The sequence below is a fragment of the Coprococcus eutactus genome, assembly GCF_025149915.1.
In the GTDB taxonomy this organism is placed as follows: Bacteria; Bacillota; Clostridia; order Lachnospirales; family Lachnospiraceae; genus Coprococcus; species Coprococcus eutactus.
In genome coordinates this window covers 2,572,982-2,598,680 of record NZ_CP102278.1, presented here as the reverse complement: position 1 = coordinate 2,598,680, position 25,699 = coordinate 2,572,982, and the positions used below count along the sequence as shown (strand labels likewise).

The window sequence follows — 25,699 nt, the reverse complement described above, 5'->3', positions numbered from 1 at the left end:
GAGGGTTACATTATGTATAAGGTAAAGAAGAAAGAGACATTTATACCATCATCAAATGGCAAGGACAAGCTGCATGTTATCGTGTGGGAGCCACAGGGGGAGATAAGAGCGATACTTCAGATATCCCATGGAATGATAGAGCTGATAGACAGATATGATGAATTTGCAAGGTATCTTGCAGCAAAGGGCTTTGTGGTGGCAGGAAATGATCATCTGGGACATGGACTCACGGCGGCAAATATGGATGAACTTGGATATATGAATGCCTACGATGCGAGCAAGGCAATAGTCGCGGATCTTCATAGAGTCACTAGAAGTCTGAAGAAGGCATACAAAGGAGTACCGTTCTTCCTGATGGGACACTCTATGGGTTCATTTATGGCGAGACGATACATGAGTGACTACGGCTGGGATCCAAAATATCCGTCACCTTACACGGAGGGCTCAAGTGTGGACGGCTTTATCTGCATGGGAACTGGAAGCATGCCGGAGTATATGCTACAGATCGGCAGACTTGTGCTGGAGCTTGAGAAGAGCCAGCATGGCGAGAGGTACAGGAGTACCCTCATGGAACTGCTTGCATTTGGAACATACAACAGGGGTATTCCAAGGACAACTATAGTGAATGGTGAAGTGAGAAAGAGGACAAATAAAGACTGGGTGAGCCGTGATCCGAAGCGCGTGGACGCATACGTGGATGATCCTCTGTGCCAGTTCTCATTTACACTGAAGGGCTACGAGACGCTCTTCAACACCCTTCACTATATACAGGAAGACAGAAATATCGCCAGGATACCGAAGAATGTGCCGGTTCTGTTCGTGTCCGGTGACAGTGATCCAGTGGGACACTACGGCAGGGATGTTCTGAAGCTTTACGAGCTATACCACAGAAGGGTGTCACACAATGTTGCATGCTATCTGTATGAGGACTGCAGGCACGAGATACTGAACGAGCTGTGCAGGGATAAGGTGTTTGACGATATTGACAAATGGCTGGAGACAAGGCTGGCAGATATAAAAGGTTAGGCCTTTAAGGAGGTTATATATGGGAGATAATACACAGCAGGGCGTGTCTGAGGGTGGCCTTCAGAAAAGGACAAAGATAGCCTACGGAGTAGGGGCTGTGGGAAAGGATATGGTGTATATGCTGGTGGCCAGCTATATACTGTATTATTACAATTCGGTGCTCGGCGTCAGCTCGGTGTTTATAGGAACCGTGCTGATGGTGGCGAGGGTGTTTGATGCATTTAACGATCCTATCATGGGCATCGTGGTGGCAAAGACCAGAAGCAGATGGGGAAGATTCAGACCGTGGATATTCTCGGGAACTGTGTTGAACGCGGTGGTTCTCTATGCTATGTTCGCTGTGCCGGAGAGTATGGGAGCTGGTGGCATGAAGGTGTTCCTGACAGTGACATATTTCCTGTGGGGAATCACATACACGCTGATGGATATTCCGTACTGGTCCATGATCCCGGCCATCACTGAGCCGGGCAAGGAGAGGGAGAATCTGTCGGCGCTGGCAAGATCCTGCGCTGGCGTGGGTTCTGCCATACCTACTGTACTTACCATGATAGTGGTTCCAGCCATAAGTGGCGCAGCATTGGCGGTGGACAAGCTGAATATTACGGATTACCGTATCGGATTTAAGTGGTGGGCACTGCTGGTTGCAGTTGTATTTGTCATTTCAGAGACCATATGCGTGGCAAATGTAAAGGAGAAGAGTGACACTGCCCCAGAGGCTCATGGTATAGGGGAGATGTTCCATTCACTTGTGACAAATGACCAGGCACTGGCAGTAGTCATCACCATCGTGCTCGTAAATTCCGCACTCTATATAACAAGCAACCTTCTCATATATTTCTTCACATATGACATAGGAAGTGAGAGCGGATATGCGCTATTCTCCGCATTTGGCGGCGGCGCGCAGATACTGGCTATGATGTTCTTTCCACTTTTTAGAAAAAAGATGTCCAAGAGAAAACTGTTCGTACACTCTGTTGTATATGAGATCGTTGGCTATGTGATGTTGCTTGCCTGCAGCCTTGCAGGAGTTACACACATGAACGTGGCCGGAGTGCCTTGCTGGTACGTTCTGTTCATACCGGGACTTCTGGTATTTGCGGGAAGCGGACTTCTCAACGTGCTGATAACTGTGTGTCTTGCAGACAGCATAGACTACGGAGAGTACAAGAACGGACAGAGGGATGAGAGCGTCATATGCTCCATGCAGACATTTGTCGTGAAGCTTGCGTCGGGAGTTGCAGTGTTTTTTGCCGGACTTGCCATCAAATGGGTGGGGCTCGTACAGTCAGCGGATGGAACATCGGAGGTCATAGAGCAGAGCACGGGAACCCTCATGGGACTTTCCATGATGATGACAGTTGTTCCGATAGTTCTTCTCATTATAGGACTGGTATTCTTCATTAGAAAATACAAGCTGACAGAGGAGCGGATGCAGGAGATCATGACAAAACTGAGATAGGAGAGGGGCGATATATATTATTAGGAGGAACCGTTATGATCAGATATATAGAAGAAAATCAGGTATTCATACTGGAGACAAAGTCAACTCAGTATGCCATGTGTGTGCGCCCAGATGGACACCTTGAGCACCTGTATTATGGTGGCAGGAGTCAGGATGGCGGAGATCTGAATACGGTGGGCCTTTGGGATGCGGCACGTGACAGAAGTCTGTTCGAGACCGGTAATGCCATAGCGCTAGGCGGTGGCCTCACACTTGAGAATATGCTGCAGGAGTTGTCATCGACCGGCAAGGGGGATGTCAGCGAGCCGTTTGTCTGCATGACTCATGCAAATGGAAGTACGACCTGCGACTTCGTGTACGAATCTTATGAGATAAAGAATGGCAGGGATGAGCTTGAAGGACTTCCTTGTGCAGTGGAAAGTGGTGGTGGAATGGGCGAAGGCACTGGTGTGGCTGATGAAGTAACACAGCTCATTGTAACCCTGCGGGACACATTCTACAGACAGAAGCTTGAGCTTATATATGTCACATGGGATGACTGTGACGTGATAACTAGAAGTGCCAGACTGACAAATGAAAGTGATGATGTAGAGCGGGTGGACAGACTTATGTCCACACAGATCGACATGAGAATGTATAAGGAATATGACATGATACATTTTGGAGGAGCATGGGCAAGGGAGATGCACAGGTCGGAGCACCCTGTACGGCAGGGAAAGGTGGCTGTCTCATCATCAACCGGAACCTCCGGCAGCAGGGCAAATCCATTTTTCATGGTGGCGGAGCACGGTTGTTCTGAGGAACATGGTGAGTGTTACGGTTTCAATCTCATATACTCAGGTGACCATATGGAGAGCTGTGAACAGAATTCCTATGGGCGTATGAGAATCATTGGCGGAATCAATCCGGAAGGGTTTACATTTGTACTTGGACCGGGAATGTCGTTCCAGTCGCCGGAGGCAGTCATGACATATTCAGATACAGGATTTGGCGGGGTCAGCAGCCGTATGCATGCATTTGTCAGAAGACATATAGTCAGAGGCCTTTGGGCGGACAGGGAGAGACCGGTTCTGCTGAACAGCTGGGAGGCTGCTTATTTTGATATAAATGAGAAGAAACTCTTGAAGCTTGCAAAGGAGGCAAAAAAGTGCGGCATAGAGCTGTTCGTCATGGATGACGGATGGTTTGGGCACAGGGATGATGACACATCCTCACTTGGGGACTGGCAGGAGAACCTCAGCAAGCTTCCGGGAGGAGTAAAACAGCTTGCGGATAAGATAAATGCACTTGGACTGGAATTTGGCATATGGGTTGAGCCTGAGATGGTGAACGAGGATAGTGACCTCTACAGGGCGCACCCAGAGTGGGCGGTCAGAGTGCCGGGACAGAGTCATGCCGAGGGACGTCATCAGATGCTGCTGGATCTCACTAACAAGGAAGTGAGAGATCATATAGTGAACTCTATGACGAAGGTGTTCTCATCTGCGAATATTTCATATGTTAAGTGGGATATGAACAGGATCATGTCGGATCGTTACAGCCAGACGCTGCCATCTGACAGGCAAGGCGAATTTGGACACAGGTATGTGTTGGGACTCTACGATATCATGGGAAGGCTTACGAAGCGTTTCCCTGAGATACTGTTTGAGGGATGTGCCGCCGGGGGCAACAGATTTGATCTCGGCATACTGTGTTACATGCCGCAGATATGGGCAAGTGACGATACGGATGCCAGGGAACGGCTTGAGATACAGACTGGTTACAGCTATGGCTACCCTATGTCGGTCGTCAGCAGTCATGTGTCGGGATGTCCGAATCATCAGACGCTCAGGGTTACTCCGCTTGAGACAAGATTCGGAGTAGCGGCATTTGGAGTGCTGGGCTATGAGTGCAACCTGTGCGATATGAAGAAGAAAGATCTTGAGGCTATAAAAGAGCAGGTGGAGTTCTACAAGAAACACAGGCGTACACTTCAGTTCGGTGAGTATCACAGGATTGAGAATGGCACGGTGTCAGAACTAAAGAGAAATGTGTACCAGTTTATGACGGTGGCGCAGGATGGCTCAGATGCAGTAGCCTGCTATTATGAGGGCCAGGTGATACCGAATTACACTTACAAGCACCTGAGAACAAAAGGACTTGATGAAAACGCTATGTATGTCCTGGAGGGCAGAAACCTGCAGTACAGCGTAAAAATCATGGGAGATCTCATCAACATGGTGACACCGGTTCATGTAAAGCCGGATTCTCTGACTCAGAGTGCGATAGACAAAGTGGTTAAACTGCCCGGCGAGAAAGAATGCGTGAAAGCGTCCGGTGCGGTGTTTAACCGTGTCGGAGTGAACCTTGCGCCTGGTTTTGCGGGAACGGGATACAACGACCAGACGGCTCTATGGACGGAGCATGGACTGAGATTATATACCTTCACTAGACAGTGACGTATATTACTACATGCAACATTAATATACTGGATCGAGGAGTTGGAAAAAACTTACATTTTAAAAATAGTGGAAATAATATCTAAAATGTGTTATCTTACTCTTATAGAGAATTGTTCTTGATAAATTTGATCTGTATGTCTGTAATATTTATCAGTGGGGCGGACCTCAATAAATGTCTACAAATTCCAGAAGGAGGACTATATAATGAGTGACAAGCGAAATACATGGCAGAAAAAGGTCATTTACTCTGTTATAAAAGAGCTCAAGACTCATCCTACAGTCCAGAGTCTGATAGATGAATTGGAAAAGAGAGGGTACAAGATTGGCAAATCAACAGTGTACCGGGTGCTTTCGGATGCGGTTGATGAAGGAATCGTCATGAATGTATATTCTGGGGACAAGATGGAACACTACGATGGCAACACGGAAAAGCATTACCATATAAGATGCAAAGTGTGTGACAGGATATATGACAGTGAGCTTCCATATCAGGATTCCATCACACGTATGGGAGTGGAGACGGACAGTGGATTTGTCATATTGTCCCACAACCTGGAATTTATCGGAATCTGCCCGAACTGTAAGGACAGTCTGAAGAGTTTGTGATCATTTGCTCAAAAAAATCTGCAGTCCATATCTGGTACGGACTGCAGATTTTTTGCGTTATAAGGGTGATCCCGCTGGTCAATCATCCTTTTTTTTCTGTGAGATTATGTTGGCGAGCTTGATGTCTCTGCTGGTGTAATCCTGTGCGACGTGCCTGGTCGGTTCCGCTGATACTGGGGAAAATACCTGAAAACTGGATCTCACCGTATTCTTTGCCTGCTCAGCAATCCCTGAGGTCTCAGTCTGGGAGACAGGTTTTGCCTGCTCGGCTGGGGCTGCCTGGCCTGGTTTTACGCTTATAGGGTCCACTCTTGGATTGCTTATAACGGTGCGGTTGGCTGACGGCCTTACAACATTCATGCCTAGTATAGACTTTTTATTGCGCATGGCTCTCTGTTCTTCCTCAGATATATCGGATTTCTCTATGGTCTGCTTCTCATTTTCCTTTGAAATTATATCGTCTATAACAGAGTCATCATCAGCCTCTTCGGTCGCCTTTGATACCTTGTCGTAAGCCTCGGCTACTTTTCGGTCAAATGCAGCGCGAATCTCGTCAGGTGTTCGGTCAAATGCCGAATCATTCTCAGGTGAGTATGGTTCCCCGTCAGCGAAAGCACTGTCAGCATCCGGATCGTAGGTGCTTGCATCCTTTGAAAAGGCGGAGTTGACGTCCTGTGAGCCCTGTTCAAAAGCTGAATCCTTGCCTAGGTCAGGGATGTATTCCTGAATAGAGGCATCATCATCCGTGGATATATCAGATCCACCTTCATCGTTAAGTTCATCGGTTTCGGCGTCACCGTCCGTATCAATGTATTCCTCTGCTGGTTCAAAGAAAATCGGATCTATATTAAGCTTAAAGTCGACCTCTGAGTGGCCGACCTCTATTCCGCAGTCATTGTACAGCTTTGTGGAATAGCAGTTTTTAAGTTTTTCGATAAGCTCTGTGTCATCATATTTAAGCTGCTCAAGAATATTTGCGATGATGAGTCCCTGAAATTCGTCAGTCCAGCCGTCCTCAAGCTTGACCGTTATTCCGAGCTTCATGCTCTTTATGGCCATGCAGATCACGCCCCTTGAGCCGTCCTTCATTATCAGGTCCGGATTTTGGTTAATATAATAGGAAGGTGTGCCGTAGTCGTTGATCTTCTCAGGGTATTTGTGGATACATGAGAAGTTGTAGTCTATGATGTCTCTGAGCTCCCCGGACATACTGAACGGATCCATGAGCTTGGCGTAGGACATGGCGATGCTTCTGAGCGGCAGCGCAAATACAGGAACACCGCAGCCGTCGATACCCAGACCAATCTTGTAGGTCGGGGTCTGGCTCAGCATTGATATGAAGTTTATTATCTGCTGCTGGACAGGTGAATCCTTCAGGTAGTATCCGTCCGGCTTACCTGTCAGTTCACGCTGAAGAAGCATAAGGCTGAAATGTTTGCCGGAGCAGCAGTGCTGGAGCTTGCTCTGTCCCTGCCTTGGATGGAGCTTTGACCTGTCTGTAAGCTTAGCTGCAAGGGCAGAAGCCGATGTGGAGCTGCATGGCTTCATGATCATGTCATCCGGATTCAGACCGGTCTTTCTCGCTATCTCTTCGAGAACAAATATGTGGTGGTTACTGCCCCAATGGGATGAGTTAAACATGGCAACATCCTCATCCGTGAGGTTGAATCTTCTGTGAAGTCCGGCCAGAAGTGTAGGCAGGACCTGTATAGGTTTGCTGGCTGATCTCATGTAGGTCTGTTTCTCGATATCGCCCAGATAGGCTACGGTATCGCCGGTGGAAGACACTATGGCGATCGAGCCGCGGTGGACATTCTCAACAATATTACCGCGATATTCTTTTATAAGTACTTCTGACATATATGATTACTCCTTATAAATACTTTTCTTATGTTTAGTGCTGCTTATGGAATAGTATAATACAAAACTGCGGTATTGATACGATTCCCACTCGCTTATTATACACTTAAATATTGTCGAATGGAAAGTTTAAGTGCTTTATAACTAAAATAAATATCCATATATTGACAAATTCCATCAAGAAAAAATATATACTGGGTAAAAAATGTTTAAAAAAATCGAAAAATGCGCATTCTTTTTGTGAAAATGCATAAAAAACTTTGATTATTATAAAAAGAATGGTATAATGATTTTATAATTTTGCATGGAGAGGTGACTTACATGATTAAAAAAGAGATGATCGCCATGCTTCTTGCGGGCGGACAGGGCAGCCGTCTTGGGGTTCTTACATCCAAGCTTGCCAAGCCAGCCGTAGCATTTGGCGGCAAATACAAGATAATCGATTTCCCACTGAGTAACTGTATCAACTCGGGGATTGACACAGTAGGTGTACTTACACAGTACAGACCACTCAGACTTAACCAGCACATCGGAATAGGTATTCCATGGGATCTGGATAGGAACATAGGCGGTGTTACAGTTCTTCCGCCATATGAGAAGAGCAACAACAGCGAATGGTATACCGGTACAGCGAATGCCATTTATCAGAATATCGAGTTCATCGATTACTATAATCCGGATTATGTACTCATACTTTCAGGAGATCATATATACAAGATGGATTATGAGCATATGCTCGAATATCATAAATCCATGAATGCGGATGTAACGCTTGCAACATATCAGGTTCCTTGGGAGGAGGCAAGCAGATTCGGAGTCGTTATAACAAACGATGATGGAATCATCTCCGAGTTCGAGGAGAAGCCAGAGAATCCTAGAAGCAATAAAGCTTCCATGGGTATCTACATATTCAACTGGAAGATCCTGCGTGAGGCACTCGTCACAATGAAGGATCAGCCTGGATGCGATTTCGGTAAGCACATCATTCCATACTGCCATGAGAATGGCAACAAGATTTGTGCATATGACTTCAAGGGCTACTGGAAAGACGTAGGAACTCTTGGCTCATACTGGGAGGCCAATATGGAGCTGGTTGATATAGTTCCTGAGTTCAACCTCTATGAGGAGTTCTGGAAGATATATACAAAGACAGACGCAATACCACCTCAGTACATAGATGAGTCAGCGAAGGTGACAAGGTGTATCATCGGAGAGGGAACCGAGATATATGGTACTGTGGAAAACTCAGTTATAGGATCATGTGTAACAATAGGAGAGGGTGCGGTCGTTAAGGATTCAATTATCATGAATGGGGTTACGATCGAGGCCGGAGCTTACATTGAAAAGGGAATTATAGCTGAGAATGTAAAGGTTGGAGCAAATGCCAAGCTTGGTGTTGGAGAAGAGGCTGTCAATGAGATGAAACCTAATATCTACGCATTTGGCCTTGTAACTATAGGTGAGAACTCCGTTATACCTGAGGGCGTAACGATAGGTAAGAACACTGCTATATTTGGAGACACAGATCCATCTGATTATCCGGACGGACAGCTCCCAAGTGGCGGTAGTATTATAAAGGCAGGTGAGTAGACATGAGAGCATTAGGAATTATTCTGGCAGGTGGTAACAGCAATAAGCTGGGAGATTTATCAGCTAAGAGAGCCGTTGCAGCTATGCCTATCACAGGAAGTTACAGAGCAATCGATTTCGCACTTTCCAATATGACGAATTCTCATATACAGAAGGTAGCGGTATTTACACAGTACAATACGAGATCACTGAACGAGCATCTGAACTCAAGCAAGTGGTGGGATTTCGGAAGAAAGCAGGGAGGTCTGTTTATATTCACTCCTACCATTACAGCAGCGAACAGCTACTGGTACAAGGGAACAGCGGATGCACTTTATCAGAATATCAAGTTCCTCAAGGAGAGCCATGAGCCATATGTAGTTATCGCATCAGGTGATGGAATCTACAAACTGGACTACAATAAGGTTCTCGAAGAGCATATAAGCAATGGTGCAGACATCACAGTAGTATGTAAGGATATGGCACCGGGCGAGGATGACATCAACAGATTTGGTGTTGTCAAGATGAACGACGATGGACGCATCATTGACTTCGAGGAGAAGCCGCTTGTTGCAGGAACTAACACCGTTTCTATCGGTGTATATGTAATAAGAAGAAGACAGCTCATAGAGCTCCTTGAGACATGCGCCAACGAGGGAAGAAATGACTTCGTAAGAGATATTCTCGTGAGATATAAGGGCGTCAAGAGAATATACGGATACAAGATGGATACTTATTGGAGAAATATAGGAACAAAGGAATCGTATTACAGAGCAAATATGGATTTTCTCAAGAAAGATGTAAGAGATTTCTTCTTCAAGCAGCATCCTGATATCTACTCAAGGGTAGACGATCTTCCACCTGCAAAGTACAATGCTGATGCGGTTGTCAACAATAGTCTGATAGCAAGCGGATGTATCATCAACGGTACTGTTGAGAACTCAGTCATATTTAAGAAGGTATACATCGGCAACAACTGTGTGATAAGGAATTCTATCATACTTAACGATGTTAATATCGGGGACAATTCCATCATAGAGAATTGTATTGTGGAGAGCCGGGATACTCTCCGCGCGAATACAGTTCATCAGGGAACGCCAGAAGATATAAAGGTTATAGTGGAGAAGAACTTCAGATACGCTCTCTAGTCAGAAGCGTAAAAGAGGGCTTATACAAAATAATACAAATGACAATCTGTGTGTGGGATTACAGAGTGCGTCAGGGTTAAGGGGGTAAACAAAGTGCAGGTAACAGATATCCGAATCAGAAGTGTTGAGAAGGAAGGCAAGATGAAGGCGGTTGTCTCGATCACCATAGATGATGAGTTTGTTGTCCATGACATCAAGATCATAGAGGGTGAAAAGGGAATGTTTATTGCTATGCCTAGCAGAAAAGCTTCAGATGGTGAGTACAGGGATATAGCACATCCTATCAATACAGCCACCAGAGAGCGTCTGCAGAATATGATACTTGCAAAGTATCGCGAGACTCAGGAAGAAGAATAGATCTGGGTGTGATACACAACAGCAGAATAAGCAGAAATGGCCAGCCATTGCAGTAATGCGGTGGCTGGTTTTGCTGTATATGGACAGCGGAGTTGGATTGGCTTCAGCACAGGTGACGACTGTAACGCTGAATATATCTCTGGTTGGGTTGAAAAAGTGCCTGCGATACAGTAAAATTGTGGGCAGTGATGAAAAAGGATCCGGACAGAAAGTATTTGTGTGTGAATATAAATATGAAATAATATCTGGATGAATAATATAAGATGTTTATAGGAGGCAGATATGCTTAAAGCGATCATACTTGCTGCGGGCAAGGGAACTAGAATGAAGTCAGACAAGCCAAAGGTGGTGCATGAGGTGCTCGGAAAGCCAATGGTGTATTATTCTATAGAGGCGGCAAAGAATGCAGGCTGCGAAAAGGTATGCGTGATAGTAGGATATAAGGCGGAAGAAGTTGAACACAGCATACATGCCACATATGAAAGCCTTGGACTTGCGGATGAGATGAATAACAGAGTCAGTTATGCACTGCAGAAAGAACAGCTTGGTACAGGACATGCGGTAAAATGTGCGTCAGACTTTATAGGCAATGATGGTGATGTTGTGGTACTCTGCGGAGACACACCGCTAGTTACTGCCGACACATTGGAAAGTGCCATCAGAAGACACAAGACAGACGGCAATGGTGTAACTGTCATATCAGCTATGTTGGACGATCCATTTGGATATGGAAGGATTATAAGGGATGATAAGGGACTTGACAGAATAGTTGAGCAGAAGGATGCTACTGAGGAGGAACAGGCAGTGTGCGAGGTCAATTCGGGAATGTACATATTCCAGTGTGACGCACTTCTGAGTGCTCTCTCCCAGGTGAAAAATGATAATGCTCAGGGCGAGTATTATCTGCCTGATACGATAGGTATAATCAAGGCGATGGGACTTCCGGTTGATGCGGTCCCAATGGATGATGCTGACCAGATACGTGGAGTGAATACTCTCGAACAGCTTGTTGAAGCTGAAGAGATAATGAAGAACAGATAGATAAAAGGGGATATATTATGAAACTCATAGTGGGACTTGGAAATCCTGGGGCAAAATATGCCGGAACAAGGCACAACGCTGGATTTTCTGTAATAGATGAGCTTGCAGAGAGACACAATATCAAGGTGGACACCTGCAAACACAAGGCACTCATCGGCAAAGGCGTTATAAATGGAGAGAAAGTTATTCTTGCTATGCCTCAGACGTTTATGAATCTGAGCGGAGAGAGTGTCAGGGCTATCATGGATTTCTACAAACTTACAGTTGATGATCTGATAGTAGTTTATGACGACATAGATCTTGATGTTGGGAAAATCCGCATAAGAGAGAAAGGCAGCGCCGGAGGCCACAACGGCATGAAAAATATCATCCTGCACAGTGGAAGCCAGGACTTTGTGAGAGTCAGAGTCGGTGTTGGAAAAAAGCCGGAGCATATGGATCTGGCGGATCATGTACTTTCAAGATTTAGCAGGGAAGATCTTCCATTTATGAGGGAGAGCTGCGGTAAAGCGTGCGACGCGCTGGAGGTCATATTGTCTGACGGCGCAGTTGCGGCCATGAACAGGTATAATGGATAGGATTTGTATATGTGTCAAGCGGATAGGGAATAGATTATGAGAGTATTTCAGGAGCCATTCGAACAACTGAATATATACAGACAGATAAAGGACTGGCTGGCTGCCGGCGATGGATTTGTGGACGTTATCGGCTCCTCAATGGAGGGAACAGACAGGGTGTTTCTCATGAATGCAGTGTCTGATGAGTCGTCGGTGAAACTGGTGCTGACGTACAGCGACAAGAGGGCAGAGCAGTTGTACAGTGACCTCAGATTCTACAGCAGGGATGTGTACATGTATCCGGCAAAGGATATCCTGTTCTTCAGCGCTGATGTCCATGGAAATGCCATAACGAGAAAACGTATGGATGTACTGCGAAGGCTTGTCTCAGGAGAACCGTGCACGATAGTTGCAACTGTGGATGCTCTTTTTGACAAGATCCCTGCACTTTCATATATGAATAAGTATATCATCAACATATGTACTGCACAGAGGCTTGATGTTGATGATCTCAGGCAGAAATTATCAGCGCTCGGATATGATAAGGTGGACAATGTAGAGGAGCCAGGTCAGTTTGCAGTGAGAGGCGGGATCATAGATATCTATCCACTCACTGAGGAGTGTCCATACAGAATAGATATGTGGGATGACGAGGTGGATACCATCAAGACATTTGACGCTGAGAGCCAGAGATCCATAGAGACGGTTGATTCGATTGTGATCTACCCTGCAGGAGAGATAGTGCTGTCCCAGGATAGAATAAACCGTGGAATCAGGAAGATTGAGGCGGAACTGAAGCCGTACGCACAGAAGCTTAAGGAGTCATTTCACACGGAGGCATATGCAAGGATAAAACGTGAGGTGGCGGAGCTTAAGGAACAGCTCACGGAGTTCAGTGCTGTGTACGGAGTTGACAGTTATGTCGACTATTTTTACAGTGACACAGTTTCACTCATAGACTGTCTGCCGGATGATTCTTACGTGCTCATAGATGAGACGAGAAAGGTCAGTGACAGGGCTGCAACGGACGAGACGGGCTTTAGAAGCAGCATGGTGCACAGACTTGAGGGCGGCTACGTGCTTCCTGGACAGATGAATGTCATGTACAGCTATGATGATGTGATAGATAAGGCCAAGAAGTACAATGTCGTAGGATTTGACGCGTTTGATGGCAGGGATGACAGGATAAGTTATGCACATAAAACTGAGATTGAATGCCACGAAGTGCACAGTTACAGAAACAGTTTTGACACACTTGTAGCGGATATAAGATCCTGGAAGAAGAACAAGAACAGTGTGCTCTTTGTGTCGCCTTCTTCGGTGGGTGCAAAGAGAATGGTGGATAATCTTATGGATGCGGATATCATCTGTCATTATCTGAGCGATGCGGATAAAGTACTTACCCCTCGTGAGATTGCAGCGATGGCGGGAAGACTCAGATCCGGATTCATGATACCGGCTATGCATCTAGTGGTCGTTAGTGAGGGCGATGTATTCTCAAGCAGATCATCGTCAGGAAAGAGAACACAGAAGAAGCTCCCATATTCAGGAGAGATAATCAAGTCATTTTCGGATGTCAGTGTGGGTGATTATGTCGTACACGAGAAGTATGGAATAGGAGTCTATAAGGGTATAGAGAAGATAGAGGTGGACGGCGCACTCAAGGATTATCTGGTTATAGAGTATGCCGAGGGTGGCAAACTCTATGTCCTGGCATCGGAAACCGACCGGATACAGAAGTACAGGAGCAAGGAGGGCAGACCTCCTAAGATAAACCGCCTTGGCGGAAATGAATGGCAGAAGGTCAGAAACAGAGTCAAGGGACACGTTGATGAGGTGGCAGAACACCTCGTCAAGCTGTATGCCGAGAGACAGTCGAAGGAGGGGCATGCGTATTCTCCGGATTCTGAGTGGCAGAAGGAATTTGAGGAGACCTTCCCATATAAGGAAACTGACGATCAGCTACGCGCCATAGCCGATGTCAAGGCGGATATGGAGAGCAGCCGTATAATGGACCGGCTTGTCTGTGGAGATGTTGGATTTGGCAAGACGGAGGTTGCAATAAGGGCTGCGTTCAAGGCGGTCGGGGACAGCAGACAGGTTGCGTATCTGGTGCCAACGACGATTCTGGCAGAACAGCACTACGAGACATTTACCGAGAGAATGAAGGATTATCCGGTGGTTATAAGACTTCTATGTAGATTCTGTACGCAGAAGGAGATAAAGAATACACTCAGAGAACTCAAGGAGGGGAAAGTCGACATAGTGATAGGAACCCACAGACTTCTGTCCAAGGATGTTGAGTTTAAAAATCTTGGACTCTTGATCATAGATGAGGAGCAGAGATTTGGTGTCAATCACAAAGAAAAGATAAAAGAGATGAAGACTAACGTGGATGTCCTCACACTCACAGCCACACCTATCCCGAGAACTCTTCACATGAGCCTGGTTGGAATAAGGGATATGAGCCTGCTTGAGGAGGCTCCGGTTGACAGAAGACCTATACAGACATATGTTATGGAGTACGACAAAGAGCTTGCCAGGGAGGCTATCGCCAGAGAGCTGGCGAGACAGGGGCAGGTGTATTATGTATATAACAGGGTAAATGATATAGAGCAGTTTACTGCGGAGGTTCAGAAGCTGGTACCAAATGCAAATGTAGAATTTGCTCATGGACAGATGGATGGACGAACCCTTGAGGATATAATGTATCGCTTCAACAAGAAGGAGATAGACGTTCTGGTCTGCACCACGATAATAGAGACGGGACTTGACATACCGAATGCGAATACGATCATCATCCATGATGCTAATAATTTCGGACTTGCACAGCTCTATCAGCTGAGAGGACGTGTGGGCCGCTCTGATAGAAGTGCATTTGCATTCATGTTCTATAGAAGGAACAAGGTGATATCTGAGGTTGCAGAGAAGAGGCTCAGGGCGATAAAGGAGTACACAGACCTTGGTTCTGGCGTGAAGATATCCAAGGCAGATCTCAACATAAGAGGTGCGGGTAGTGTGCTCGGGGAGAGTCAGTCGGGCAATTATGAGGTGGTCGGATATGATCTTTACTGCAAGATGCTCAATGATGCGGTCAGAGAGCGCAGGGGAGACACAGTATTTCATGATTATGAGACTGAGATTGATATACCGATAGATTCATTTATCCCAGAAACATATGTGAAGAATGACTTCATAAAACTTGAGCTCTGTAAGAGGATATCACTCATCAAGAACGAGGACGAGTATAACGATATAATAGATGAACTTATAGACAGATTCGGGGACATACCGGATGAGACTATGAATCTTCTGGATGCGGCGCTTCTCAGGGCGAGAGCGTATGTGTGTTATATAACCAGGATATGGTACAGGGATGGATTGCTAAGATTTTCCATGTACAATAAGGCAAATATAAATGTTGACGGAATAGAAGATCTGGTGAACAATTATATGGGCAGGATGAAGTTTCAGATGGGCGCAAAGCCTGAATTTGTGTTAAAGCTTTCAAAGGAGGAGAAGAGGGATATACTGAGACAGGCAGAATTTGTCGTTGCGGATATCTCACAGCTTCTCATAACCTCAGATAATGAAACGAAGAATGGAGGCACCGATTAGTTGAAAAGATTTATATGGATGATAATGTCTTGCGTGATCGGCATGATGCTTGTGGGATGTGGCGGAAATGGCAACGCGGACACGGAAAAAGAAGTTGTATTCAGATACAATGGACAGGATATATATATTGATGAGGTATATGTGTACGCCAGGACGGTCAAGGAAAGATATGAGTCAAAGTATGGCAAGGATGTGTGGGGACAGAGCATAGTTACGGACGACGGATTAGAAATGAACGCCGAGGATTCTGCGAGAAGAGAGACGATATCAAGAATAGTCAAGACCAAGACACTGATCACTAAGTCGGATGAGTATGGAATAAGCCTTACCGACAGTGAGCAGAGAATGCAGGAGCAGGATGCAGAAAAGTTTTACGAACTGCTGACGGATGAGCAGATAGCCGAGGTTGGACTTGAGGAAAACACAGTGAAACAGGTTCTTGAGGAGAGTGCTCTGGCTGACAAGATATACACTTATGTCATGAAACAGAGTTCAACTGAGATATCTGATGAGCAGGCGCGGATGAGCACATTTTATGATATGTTCTTTGAATGTTATTCGGAGGATGACTTTGGAAATATAACCCTGTATCCTCAGTCGAAGATAGATGTTCAGAAAAAGAAAGCTGATGAGGCATATGCAGCTATCGTTGAGGAGTCAGACAATTCAAATCTCAACATTTCGTTCCTTGGAAGTGCAAAATCCCTGAAGTATGCGGGAACACACACAATGAGCAGGGATGAGATAGTCAGCACATACGGTCAGGATACACTAGATATACTCTACAGCCTGTCGGATGGGGATATCTCGCCGGTCGTACAGACTGAGTATGGATATCATATATTCCAAATGATAAGCCTCACAGATGAGACCGCAACTGCTGAAAACAAGGAGAAACTTACGGAGGCTGCGGATGGAGAGTATTACGACAATCTGATGTCAGATTGGATAGATGAGTTGGACAGCAGCTATTCATACAGTAAGAGAGTGGATATGGATGTGTACAACAAGATATCGTTCAAATGATGTGAAAATGCAGATTAGCAGTTTATATTACAGAAAAAGAGGAGATATGTGAATTATGATATACGATATAAATATAAAAAAACTTGATGACAAGGCGATCATACCAACATACGGTTCAGAATATGCTGCCGGAGCAGATCTGTATGCGTGCCTTGACTCGGCGGTGGATATAGAACCGGGACAGACAGTGCTGATACACACAGGCATAGCTATGGAGATTCCAGCAGGTTATGCAGGACTGGTATATGCGAGAAGTGGTCTGGCATCCAAAAAAGGACTGGCACCTGCAAACAAGGTTGGCGTCATTGATGCGGACTACAGAGGAGAGATCATGGTGGCTCTTCACAATCATGGTACACAGGCACAGCCCGTGGAGCCGGGAGAGAGGATTGCCCAGCTTGTGATCGCTCCATATATAGTAGGGGCATTTCATCAGGTGGATGAGCTCTCAGAGACAGTTCGTGGTGAGGGAGGTTTTGGATCGACAGGAAGCAAGTAAAAGACTAAGAAGCAAATAAAAAAGCTGTGAGTCTCAATTCAGCTCTGCTATAAAGCAGAAGAGAGGCTCACAGCTTTTTACTATAATACTTATATCAGAAGTATCGACCCTTTTCATTCCAAAGTACAGTCTCTCCGGCGGCGAGGGATGCAGGAACATCGATGATGCGCTGATTGCGTGATCCCTTGAATCTGAGGGAGAGATCCTTCTGGTCCTCCATAAATTCTCCATCCACAAGAACGTCGATATAAGAGAGAAGTTCCCGGGTGTATTCCCATTCATTGCACATTCTGTTCAGAAGATCTGTATCAAATGTGTAGCCGGTGTAACACCATATAGTCTTGTCCGGGTATGTTTCCTTGAATCTGCGCGCAAGTGGCAGCAGTCCCTGCTGGTTCACATATTCCATTGGCTCTCCGCCTAGAAGTGACAGGCCTGCGATATAGTCCTCCTTGCAGCTGTCTATTATATGTTCGATTTCCACATCAGTGAACGGTTTGCCGTATCCAAAGTCCCATGTATCGGGATTGAAACAACCCTTGCAGTGATGCGTGCAGCCGGACACAAATATTGATACGCGCACGCCAGTGCCGTTTGCCACATCGAATTGTTTAATGTCTGCGTAATTCATAATAAAATCCTTTCAAATTTATGAAATAAACATTTGTGAAAAAACCTTAACACAAAAGTATGGCCTGCGTTGCCCTCTACGACATGCAGACCATACAGTTGAAATTATTAATGCACTTAGTTAAATACGAATAAAAACTGTTCAAAAACTTTGATCATAAATAACTGATATATGATATCAGAACTACTTGCATGCTCTAATAATATACCAGTATGACTGATATATCAAGAGGTTTTAACAGCTTTTTGCTTATTTTCCTTTGATCCAACTTATCTTTTACAAGTGGAGAACTCTTGCCTTGATCTCCTTGGTTTTGCCAACGTTCCAGAAATTCTCTCCGAGGTATCCGCAGGTTCTTCTAGTGACGTTCATCTTGTTGTGATCCTTGTTGCCACACTGAGGGCATTCCCACTCACCGTCATCGTTGATGATGATCTCACCGTCATATCCGCACACATGGCAGTAATCTGACTTGGTGTTGAACTCGGCGTACTGTATATTGTCATAGATGTATCTGACGACCTCTGCCAGAGCATCCAGATTGTTTCTCATGTTAGGTATCTCGACATAGGAGATAGCGCCACCCGATGATATGGTCTGGAACTGACTCTCGAACCTGAACTTGCTGAAAGCATCTATCTTCTCACGGACATCAACGTGATATGAGTTCGTATAATAACCCTTGTCGGTGACATCCTTGATGGTTCCAAAGCGTTCCTTGTCTATTCTTGCAAATCTGTAACAAAGACTCTCTGCAGGCGTGCCGTAGAGACCAAATCCAAGACCTGTGTCGGACTTCCACTTGTCGCAGGCTGCGCGGAGCTTATGCATAAGCTTGAGTGCAAATTCCTCCCCGACCGGATCGGTGTGGCTTACGCCACGCATGAGCTTCGTTGTCTCGTATACTCCGATGTATCCCAGAGAAATAGTCGAATATCCATTGTGGAGGAGAGGGTCTATGACCTCGCCCTTTTTGAGCCTTGCTATGGCACCGTACTGCCAGTGGACCGGACTGACATCCGATGTGACACCCTCGAGCGCTCTATGACGGCACATAAGTGCATCGTAGCAAAGCTGAAGTCTCTCGTCCAGCAGACTCCAAAACTTGTCGTCGTCACCCTTTGCAAGTATTGCTATCTGTGGAAGGTTCAGGCTGACAACACCCTGGTTGAAACGTCCTTCCCATTTGTACTCACCGTTCTCGTCCTTCCAAGGTGAGAGGAATGAACGGCATCCCATACATGAGAATACGTTGCCTTCATAGTTCTCACGCATCTTCTTGGCTGATATGTAATCAGGGTACATTCTCTTGGCTGAGCACTTTATGGCAAGTTCGGTTATGTAATCATACTCGCCGCCTTTGAGGCAGTTGTGCTCGTCGAGGACATATATGAGTTTAGGAAAAGCTGGGGTTACATATACACCGGCCTCGTTCTTGATTCCCTCAAGTCTCTGTCTCAGGATCTCTTCAATGATCATGGCATTTTCCTTGATGTATTCGTCATCTTCCCTCAGATTGAGGAACAGGGTGACGAATGGAGACTGGCCATTGGTCGTCATCAGGGTATTGATCTGGTACTGGATAGTCTGTACGCCTGATTTCAGCTCGTCCTTGAGTCGCTCGGTGATGAGCTTCTCAAGTGTCTCAGGATCTATTTTATCCCCGAATTCTTCAGTATATCTCTTCTTGTATTTGTTATAACTCTTTCTGAGGTACTTGCCCAGGTGACGGACGTCAACAGACTGACCACCGTACTGACTTGACGCAACAGATGCGATGATCTGTGTGACAATGGTACATGCAACCTGGAAGCTCTTAGGACTCTCGATGAGTTTGCCGTTCATGACAGTCCCGTTGTCAAGCATATCTCCAATGTTGATAAGACAGCAGTTGAAGATAGGCTGAAGAAAGTAGTCAGCATCATGAAAATGGATGGCACCTTCCTCATGAGCCTTTGATATCTTCTCAGGGAGGAGCATTCTCTTGGTAAGATCCTTTGAAACCTCGCCAGCTATGAGGTCACGCTGTGTCGATGCTACTGTGGCGTTCTTGTTGGAGTTCTCCTCCATAACGTCCTTATTTCTGTTCTGAATAAGACTCAGTATGGAATCATCAGTGGTGTTCGCCTTTCTGATAAGTTCTCTGCTGTATCTATATATAATGTAAGTTTTGGCGAGGACAAACTTTCCGTCCGCCATTATTCCCTGTTCGATGATATCCTGTATATCCTCGACCAGCATTCTTTTTCTATTCTTGGCCTCGATGCTTCCGACAATATCCTCGATCTTCTCATCAGAAATCTTTTCGCAAGGTTCAACTTCGGAATTGGCCTTTTGGATGGCTAAGATTATCTTGCTGCGGTCGTAATTGACTGCACGGCCGTCTCTTTTGATTACTAACATTTCCCATTCTCCCTGTGTGTTGTGAATTCTATGCATAACTATATGACACTAAATATAGTGGGATAAAGCAAAAAGAAACACAATATGTCGTGTTTGGCTTGAAAAAGCCGCAAAAAAATTAGCGACAATTAAGTGCTCCGTCGCAAGTTTCCCTAGCTTTGTAAAATGTTCTGCACAGATGATCTGTGTATAAGAATTTTTACAGCGTGTGTCAATATCGTTGATTATATCACCCGTAAAAATGTTTGTCCATATGTTATTTGTAAAAAATACAAAATATAGAAAATAAAAAAATATGTGGGCACAACATATTGTAGTTTTGCGTTTGATTAATGTGGAAGATGCTGATTGCGTCACAAAAACGTATCCAAAATAGAAAGCGGTATCAGGCAGTAATCATATATACAGCTATTTGTGAGAATTGTATGAATTAAGTCAAATTGCTTTATTTTTACAAAGAAATATGATATAAGTTAATTCGTTGAAGATTATCATTAACAAATGGGTTTTCTACAAATAAAAAATAAAAGAGGTAATATTTATGAGAAAGTTTAAAAAAGGGTGTGTGGTCGTTCTTGCACTGGCATTGTCCATGTCATTTATGACCGGATGCGGAGATAAGAGCGATGATAAGAAGGGTGATACTCAGAAAGAGGCTACAGCTTCTGACGTGGCAGAGGATGTAGCGGCGAATGAAGAGAGCATAGATGAGTATGTAGAGAAATATGCAGAGAATGTTGAGCTTGGCGATTACAAGGGTATTGAGTATACCAAGACGGACGTTGAGGTTACAGACGACGAGGTTCAGCAGAAGATAGATGAGTTTGTTGATGGACTTGGAACATTTGACAAGGATACAACAAATGCAGCAAAGAAGGGAGACACTGTCAATATAGATTATGTAGGTTCAGTTGACGGAGAGGAGTTCAACGGTGGTAATACCAACGGAAGTGGCTATGATCTTGTACTTGGTTCCGGTGCATTCATAGATAATTTTGAGGATCAGATCATAGGCCATAAGCCGGGAGAGACATTCACTGTAACGGCTACATTCCCAGAAAATTATGGTGAGACAAGCCTTGCGGGCAAGGAGGCGGAGTTCAAGACTACTCTCAACTATATCAAGATTGATAAGCCTGCCACATACAACGATAAGCTTGTTTCAGACAACACAGATTACAAGACGACAAAGGAGTACGAGGAATCTGTACGTGAGGAGCTGAATAAAAGCAAGGAGGATTCAGCCCTTGCAAGTGCACAGAGCGATATCATGACCAAGGTCATCAACAACTGTAAGATCTCGAATCTCTCTGCAGAAGAGGTACAGGCAAGTGCACAGCAGCTTGTGACATCCATCAAGAGTCAGGCTGAGAACTACGGTATGGATTATGCAACATATATCAAGTACTATTATGGATATGATGACGAGGATGCATTTGCTCAGGTTATATACAATATCTGCGAGGAGTCTCTGAAGGAGAAGATGGTAATGTGTGCCATAGCGAAGGCTGAGGGACTGACAGTTACAGATCAGGAGACTGATGAATATATTGCTGATTATGCAGCCAAGAACAATGTTGATGAGGAGAGCGTTAGAAGCAATGTGTCAGCTATTGACATCAAGTACAATGCTCTTGCTTACAAGGTCATGAACGATGTGCTTTACAAGGATGCGAAGGCTGTGGATGCGACAACAGCAGCTGCAACAGAAGCTACAACAGCAGAAGATACAGATACAGAAGCAGATACAGAAGCAGATACAGAAGCAGCAGAGTAAAGTGCTGGATATATAAAAGATAACGAAGGGGTAAGCGAAAAATATTATGAGAGCTAAGAAGATAATAGCAGCCGGAATCATGGCGGCGATGTGTGCGGGACTTATGACCGGATGCAGCAGCAACAAAAGCCAGTTTAACAAGTATTCAAAATGCGCAGTGGTGGACAAGGCAGCATATACTGATATAGAGTATGTCCCGGCTTCCAGAGAGGTTACAGATGACGATGTTCAGAGTTCTATAGATAGTTTCTGCAACGATAACTCTGAGACAAGCGAAGATAAGACCAGCGCCATAAAAGATGGCGATAAAGTTAACGTTGACTATGTTGAGACGATATCCGGAACGGAGAAAGACAGCAAGACAGGTTATTCTCTTACTATTGGCAACAATACATTGGGTGACGGCAGTGATGATCAGCTCATAGGCAGCAAGGCTGGTGACGTGAAGGAGATCACTGTTACATATCCAGACGATTATTCAGATACCACAGTGGCAGGACTGACTGCGACTTACAAGGTTACCGTAAACTATATCTCGGTCACAACAGTGCCGGAGTACACAGATGCACTTGTAAAGAAGGCTTCAGGTGGAGAGTACACCACAACGGATGCATACACAGAGCACCTCAGGAAGGACCTTCAGACAGATAAGGACAAGTCAGCTGATGATGAGGATAGAACCTCAGTCCTCAAGGCGGTAGAGGAGAAGGTCACATTTGACAAGTATCCAGAGGATGAGATAAAGACATATATCCAGACAACTGTAGACAATGCAAAGCAGAATGCAGAGAATTATGGAATAGATTTCAGCACTTATATGGCATATTTCTACGGATGCAGCGATGAGGCAGCGTTCCTTGAGAAGCTTCATACAATAGTTGAGAGCGTCATGAAGGAGAAGATCGTAGTATCATGTATAGCTCTTGACAATAACCTGATAGCTGACGATGCGGACGTGAAAGCATACAGGGCCAAGGTTGTTGAAGAGAACGATCTGGAGAGCGATGAGGACGTTGACAAGTACTATTCAGAGGACGACCTAAACTTCTATGCGACGGAGGAGAACGTCCTTGATTTCCTTATGAAGAGAGCGGTGGAGACGACTGCGACAGCAACTGATGCGGACAGTGAATCTGCGACAGATGAGAGTACAACAGAAGAATAAATAGCTGATGTAACATATCGCATGTAAGGCGGTGGAAGTAGACGATATTTCCACTGCCTTTTTGCATATAAGGGATTGTGCATTTTGAATAATTTTGTCTTTGTAGTTTAATCATGTTGACTAAAACAAAATATGTATATAAAATGAAAAAGAATTAATATTATTTAAAACAGGGAAGTGGTGTTCCTGTATGGCAACACCTGTCTGAAGGCTGTAAGACTGGCTAAGTGGACAGGATCAGGGCATGGGATGCACCTGACCGGGAAAGAGAAAGGGGAATTTATGAGAAAAGGCATTGCAAGCAAGTGTCTGTGCATTGCTCTTGCCTCCGCGATGGTATTCGGTGATGTGGGAATAGTGTCAGCGGCGGAGAGCAGCTCGGCAGACAGCAAGGAAGCGGTCAGTGTAGTGGCTGACGAGAGCACAGCAGATGTGGCGGTGAGTGCCCCGCGTGTAGACTATTTGAATGTTGACGAGGAGTACGGATCAGACATAAGGATAAGTGCAGGGGGAGCTGGCTGTAAGGCGGTACTTTATATCAACGGCAAGAAAGCGGCGGAAGAGTCATATGATTATGATTCATATTATCTGAGCGTGAGCAAGGAGATAGATGCCGTTCCGGGAGCAACCTACACAGTGGAGGTCAGGATTGCCAATTCTGAGGGCACGGTGGTTAAGTCCCAGGAGAAATTGGTTGCTGCGTCAGTTGGTTTTAGGAGTGGTACATCGGCAATAACAGCCGAAAGCATAAGTGGAAAGGTGAGTGAGACCGGTATAAAGCAGCCGGACGGAATTCGTGTGTCAGCGAATATCCACAATCAGAATGGCCACAATTATAAGTATGAGGTTTACAGATCAACAAAGTCAAATGGCGGTTTCAAGTGCATCTACAAGGGAACTTCCTCAGAGAGCTGGCGCCTGGAGTATGTTGACACCACGGCAAAGGCGGGAGCAGCATATTACTATAAGGTAAGGATACTCAGAGGAACAAGTGAGTATGTTACGTCAGATAAGGTTCTGGCGGTGTCTGGAGCTGCGGGAGTTCGTTATGGAAAGCCTGAGTGCAGCTTTGATGCATATGTATCAGGAAGAGATAAGGGTGCAAACGGAACTGTTAATCTGAGTATATGGTCGGACTTGGCAAACAGATATGATATATACCGTTCTACCAGTGCGACGAAGGGCTTTAAGAAAATAGCTACGGCATATGCAAATTATTACACTGACGCAAAAGTGAAAAAGGGAACTGTATATTATTACAAGATAATTCCAATGTACTATGATTCGACAACCGGTAAGACGATTACTGGTAACACGACAAAAGCCGTTGCAGCAAAGTATCTTATGGACGGTTCGGCACCAACACTCACACAGGTTGGCACAAATTCAATGAAGTGTGAATGGTATGCAGAAAACAGCGCAGATGTGTCATATGAGGTATGGTGCAGAAGATCAGATGTGGTAGGTGACGCATTTGTAAAGAAGGCTGTCACAAAGAAAAATTCATGCGTCATCAAGGGCCTTGCAGCAAATGGCGAGTATGATGTGAAGATACGCACAGTAAAGAAGGCTGGAAGCGTAGTAAAGTATGCTATGAGTGCAAGCAGCAGACGTATTATGGGATACACAAGCTCGGTACAGGATCTGAATAGGACTCCTGTAAAGTCAAATGCAGATTCCAAGACAGTTGCAGTTTATTACCAGATGACATGGTACAGAGACTGGAATGCATCGGGCTACAAGATAACAGCTTACAACAACTATACAAACAAGAAAGAGACGGTCAAGACAATCACATCCGGAAAGACTACATCCTATACATTTAAGAACACGGGAGTAGTTGGAAAGGAGCTTAAGTACACCGATATAGAGGTACTGCCATACAAGGGAAAGACCATCGGTGTATCAGAATATGATGGATATGAGCTTAACACGCTTCCAAGTCCTGCGAAGGTGAAGGTCTCAAGAAAATCCGGTACAGCAGTCACAGTTGCATGGACAGCGGTAAAGGGCGCAACGGAATATACAGTGGTCAGGACCACGGCTCTGGGTGTCACACAGACTTTGGCAACGGTAAAGGGAACCTCATATGTAGATACACATGTGACAAATGGACTGGGATATACATACAGCGTGTATGCGTCAACATCAAAGACGGCGTTCAACAGTGGATGGAGTGCAGGGTATGGTATATATTTCCACAAACTCTCAACGCCTCAGATCAAAGCGGTCACAAACCCTGTAAAGGGAACCGCGTCAGTAAAATGGGCAAAGACTGCTAACACAAAGGTGTACAAGGTATATCGTTCAGATAAGGCAAACGGAAAGTATGTACAGGTTGCTTCGACGTCCAAGAATGTGTGTGTATATGCAGATAAGAAGCTTAAAAAGGGAAAGACGTACTACTACAAGGTAGTTGCCTACACAATAAATGACTGCGGACAGACAGTAAAGTCAGCGGCATCCAAGGCAAAGGGCGTCAAGATAAGCAAATAAAGGGAAAGGGGTAGAGT

General features: G+C 45.2%; 18 protein-coding genes. 15 read left to right on the top strand and 3 right to left on the bottom strand.

Annotation, left to right across the window (positions count from 1 at the left end; translation table 11 throughout):
* Nucleotides 1-12 precede the first annotated feature (12 nt).
* From NQ536_RS11560 to NQ536_RS11545, 4 genes are all read left to right on the top strand, one after another.
* On the top strand, nucleotides 13-1,026 hold the full coding sequence (locus tag NQ536_RS11560; RefSeq protein ID WP_004853318.1) for an alpha/beta fold hydrolase: 1,014 nt from the start codon (nucleotides 13-15) through the stop codon (nucleotides 1,024-1,026).
* Between the two features lie 19 nt (nucleotides 1,027-1,045).
* Nucleotides 1,046-2,485, top strand: a complete 1,440-nt coding sequence (locus NQ536_RS11555) for a glycoside-pentoside-hexuronide (GPH):cation symporter (protein WP_004853319.1) — start codon at nucleotides 1,046-1,048, stop codon at nucleotides 2,483-2,485.
* Between the two features lie 35 nt (nucleotides 2,486-2,520).
* The gene (locus tag NQ536_RS11550; RefSeq protein WP_004853321.1) at nucleotides 2,521-4,926 is read left to right on the top strand and encodes an alpha-galactosidase; all 2,406 of its coding nucleotides are present in this window, start codon (nucleotides 2,521-2,523) and stop codon (nucleotides 4,924-4,926) included.
* A gap of 207 nt (nucleotides 4,927-5,133) precedes the next feature.
* Nucleotides 5,134-5,535: a Fur family transcriptional regulator gene (locus NQ536_RS11545; protein WP_022058125.1), complete on the top strand. Its 402-nt coding sequence runs from the start codon at nucleotides 5,134-5,136 to the stop codon at nucleotides 5,533-5,535.
* A gap of 78 nt (nucleotides 5,536-5,613) precedes the next feature.
* Here NQ536_RS11545 and NQ536_RS11540 read toward each other — a convergent pair whose 3' ends face one another.
* Nucleotides 5,614-7,395, bottom strand: a complete 1,782-nt coding sequence (locus NQ536_RS11540; RefSeq protein WP_004853323.1) for an asparaginase — start codon at nucleotides 7,393-7,395, stop codon at nucleotides 5,614-5,616.
* Nucleotides 7,396-7,716: 321 nt separating this feature from the next.
* Between NQ536_RS11540 and NQ536_RS11535 the strand changes: the two genes are divergently transcribed.
* From NQ536_RS11535 to dut, 8 genes are all read left to right on the top strand, one after another.
* Nucleotides 7,717-8,985, top strand: a complete 1,269-nt coding sequence (locus NQ536_RS11535; protein WP_004853325.1) for a glucose-1-phosphate adenylyltransferase — start codon at nucleotides 7,717-7,719, stop codon at nucleotides 8,983-8,985.
* 2 nt (nucleotides 8,986-8,987) lie between these two features.
* Nucleotides 8,988-10,112 (top strand): glucose-1-phosphate adenylyltransferase subunit GlgD, encoded by a 1,125-nt coding sequence (gene glgD, locus NQ536_RS11530; protein WP_004853328.1) that lies wholly within the window; start codon nucleotides 8,988-8,990, stop codon nucleotides 10,110-10,112.
* Nucleotides 10,113-10,205: 93 nt separating this feature from the next.
* Nucleotides 10,206-10,469: a septation regulator SpoVG gene (gene spoVG, locus NQ536_RS11525; RefSeq protein ID WP_022058123.1), complete on the top strand. Its 264-nt coding sequence runs from the start codon at nucleotides 10,206-10,208 to the stop codon at nucleotides 10,467-10,469.
* A 282-nt stretch (nucleotides 10,470-10,751) separates the two neighbouring features.
* A complete protein-coding gene (locus NQ536_RS11520; protein WP_004853332.1) occupies nucleotides 10,752-11,510 on the top strand; it encodes a sugar phosphate nucleotidyltransferase in 759 nt (252 codons plus the stop codon).
* A gap of 17 nt (nucleotides 11,511-11,527) precedes the next feature.
* Entirely contained in the window at nucleotides 11,528-12,088 is a 561-nt protein-coding gene (gene pth, locus NQ536_RS11515; RefSeq protein WP_004853335.1) for an aminoacyl-tRNA hydrolase, read from the top strand.
* Between the two features lie 36 nt (nucleotides 12,089-12,124).
* A complete protein-coding gene (mfd, locus tag NQ536_RS11510; RefSeq protein ID WP_004853336.1) occupies nucleotides 12,125-15,685 on the top strand; it encodes a transcription-repair coupling factor in 3,561 nt (1,186 codons plus the stop codon).
* A complete protein-coding gene (locus tag NQ536_RS11505; RefSeq protein WP_022058119.1) occupies nucleotides 15,686-16,711 on the top strand; it encodes a peptidyl-prolyl cis-trans isomerase in 1,026 nt (341 codons plus the stop codon).
* Between the two features lie 55 nt (nucleotides 16,712-16,766).
* The gene (gene dut, locus NQ536_RS11500) at nucleotides 16,767-17,210 is read left to right on the top strand and encodes a dUTP diphosphatase (RefSeq protein WP_004853342.1); all 444 of its coding nucleotides are present in this window, start codon (nucleotides 16,767-16,769) and stop codon (nucleotides 17,208-17,210) included.
* Nucleotides 17,211-17,304: 94 nt separating this feature from the next.
* Here dut and nrdG read toward each other — a convergent pair whose 3' ends face one another.
* Together nrdG and nrdD are read right to left on the bottom strand one after the other, a co-directional pair.
* A complete protein-coding gene (nrdG, locus tag NQ536_RS11495) occupies nucleotides 17,305-17,841 on the bottom strand; it encodes an anaerobic ribonucleoside-triphosphate reductase activating protein (protein ID WP_004853344.1) in 537 nt (178 codons plus the stop codon).
* A gap of 276 nt (nucleotides 17,842-18,117) precedes the next feature.
* Nucleotides 18,118-20,244: an anaerobic ribonucleoside-triphosphate reductase gene (nrdD, locus tag NQ536_RS11490; RefSeq protein ID WP_044998358.1), complete on the bottom strand. Its 2,127-nt coding sequence runs from the start codon at nucleotides 20,242-20,244 to the stop codon at nucleotides 18,118-18,120.
* Between the two features lie 541 nt (nucleotides 20,245-20,785).
* On the opposite strand from nrdD, the gene tig reads away from it, so the two are divergent.
* The 3 genes from tig (at nucleotide 20,786) to NQ536_RS11475 (ending at nucleotide 25,682) form a co-directional block, all read left to right on the top strand.
* The gene (tig, locus tag NQ536_RS11485) at nucleotides 20,786-22,021 is read left to right on the top strand and encodes a trigger factor (protein ID WP_004853347.1); all 1,236 of its coding nucleotides are present in this window, start codon (nucleotides 20,786-20,788) and stop codon (nucleotides 22,019-22,021) included.
* Nucleotides 22,022-22,067: 46 nt separating this feature from the next.
* Entirely contained in the window at nucleotides 22,068-23,186 is a 1,119-nt protein-coding gene (locus NQ536_RS11480; protein WP_004853350.1) for an FKBP-type peptidyl-prolyl cis-trans isomerase, read from the top strand.
* Between the two features lie 282 nt (nucleotides 23,187-23,468).
* On the top strand, nucleotides 23,469-25,682 hold the full coding sequence (locus NQ536_RS11475; protein WP_044998359.1) for a fibronectin type III domain-containing protein: 2,214 nt from the start codon (nucleotides 23,469-23,471) through the stop codon (nucleotides 25,680-25,682).
* Nucleotides 25,683-25,699: the final 17 nt, after the last annotated feature.

What these genes read in the sequence shown, in the direction of transcription:
- NQ536_RS11545 (WP_022058125.1), top strand. Translation starts at nt 5,134, where the DNA reads ATGAGTGACAAGCGAAATACATGGCAGAAAAAGGTCATTTACTCTGTT.
- mfd (WP_004853336.1), top strand. Translation starts at nt 12,125, where the DNA reads ATGAGAGTATTTCAGGAGCCATTCGAACAACTGAATATATACAGACAG.
- pth (WP_004853335.1), top strand. Translation starts at nt 11,528, where the DNA reads ATGAAACTCATAGTGGGACTTGGAAATCCTGGGGCAAAATATGCCGGA.
- NQ536_RS11480 (WP_004853350.1), top strand. Translation starts at nt 22,068, where the DNA reads ATGAGAGCTAAGAAGATAATAGCAGCCGGAATCATGGCGGCGATGTGT.
- dut (WP_004853342.1), top strand. Translation starts at nt 16,767, where the DNA reads ATGATATACGATATAAATATAAAAAAACTTGATGACAAGGCGATCATA.
- NQ536_RS11550 (WP_004853321.1), top strand. Translation starts at nt 2,521, where the DNA reads ATGATCAGATATATAGAAGAAAATCAGGTATTCATACTGGAGACAAAG.
- NQ536_RS11535 (WP_004853325.1), top strand. Translation starts at nt 7,717, where the DNA reads ATGATTAAAAAAGAGATGATCGCCATGCTTCTTGCGGGCGGACAGGGC.
- nrdD (WP_044998358.1), bottom strand. Translation starts at nt 20,244, where the DNA reads ATGTTAGTAATCAAAAGAGACGGCCGTGCAGTCAATTACGACCGCAGC.
- NQ536_RS11560 (WP_004853318.1), top strand. Translation starts at nt 13, where the DNA reads ATGTATAAGGTAAAGAAGAAAGAGACATTTATACCATCATCAAATGGC.
- NQ536_RS11555 (WP_004853319.1), top strand. Translation starts at nt 1,046, where the DNA reads ATGGGAGATAATACACAGCAGGGCGTGTCTGAGGGTGGCCTTCAGAAA.
- NQ536_RS11540 (WP_004853323.1), bottom strand. Translation starts at nt 7,395, where the DNA reads ATGTCAGAAGTACTTATAAAAGAATATCGCGGTAATATTGTTGAGAAT.
- nrdG (WP_004853344.1), bottom strand. Translation starts at nt 17,841, where the DNA reads ATGAATTACGCAGACATTAAACAATTCGATGTGGCAAACGGCACTGGC.
- tig (WP_004853347.1), top strand. Translation starts at nt 20,786, where the DNA reads ATGAGAAAGTTTAAAAAAGGGTGTGTGGTCGTTCTTGCACTGGCATTG.
- NQ536_RS11520 (WP_004853332.1), top strand. Translation starts at nt 10,752, where the DNA reads ATGCTTAAAGCGATCATACTTGCTGCGGGCAAGGGAACTAGAATGAAG.
- glgD (WP_004853328.1), top strand. Translation starts at nt 8,988, where the DNA reads ATGAGAGCATTAGGAATTATTCTGGCAGGTGGTAACAGCAATAAGCTG.
- NQ536_RS11475 (WP_044998359.1), top strand. Translation starts at nt 23,469, where the DNA reads ATGAGAAAAGGCATTGCAAGCAAGTGTCTGTGCATTGCTCTTGCCTCC.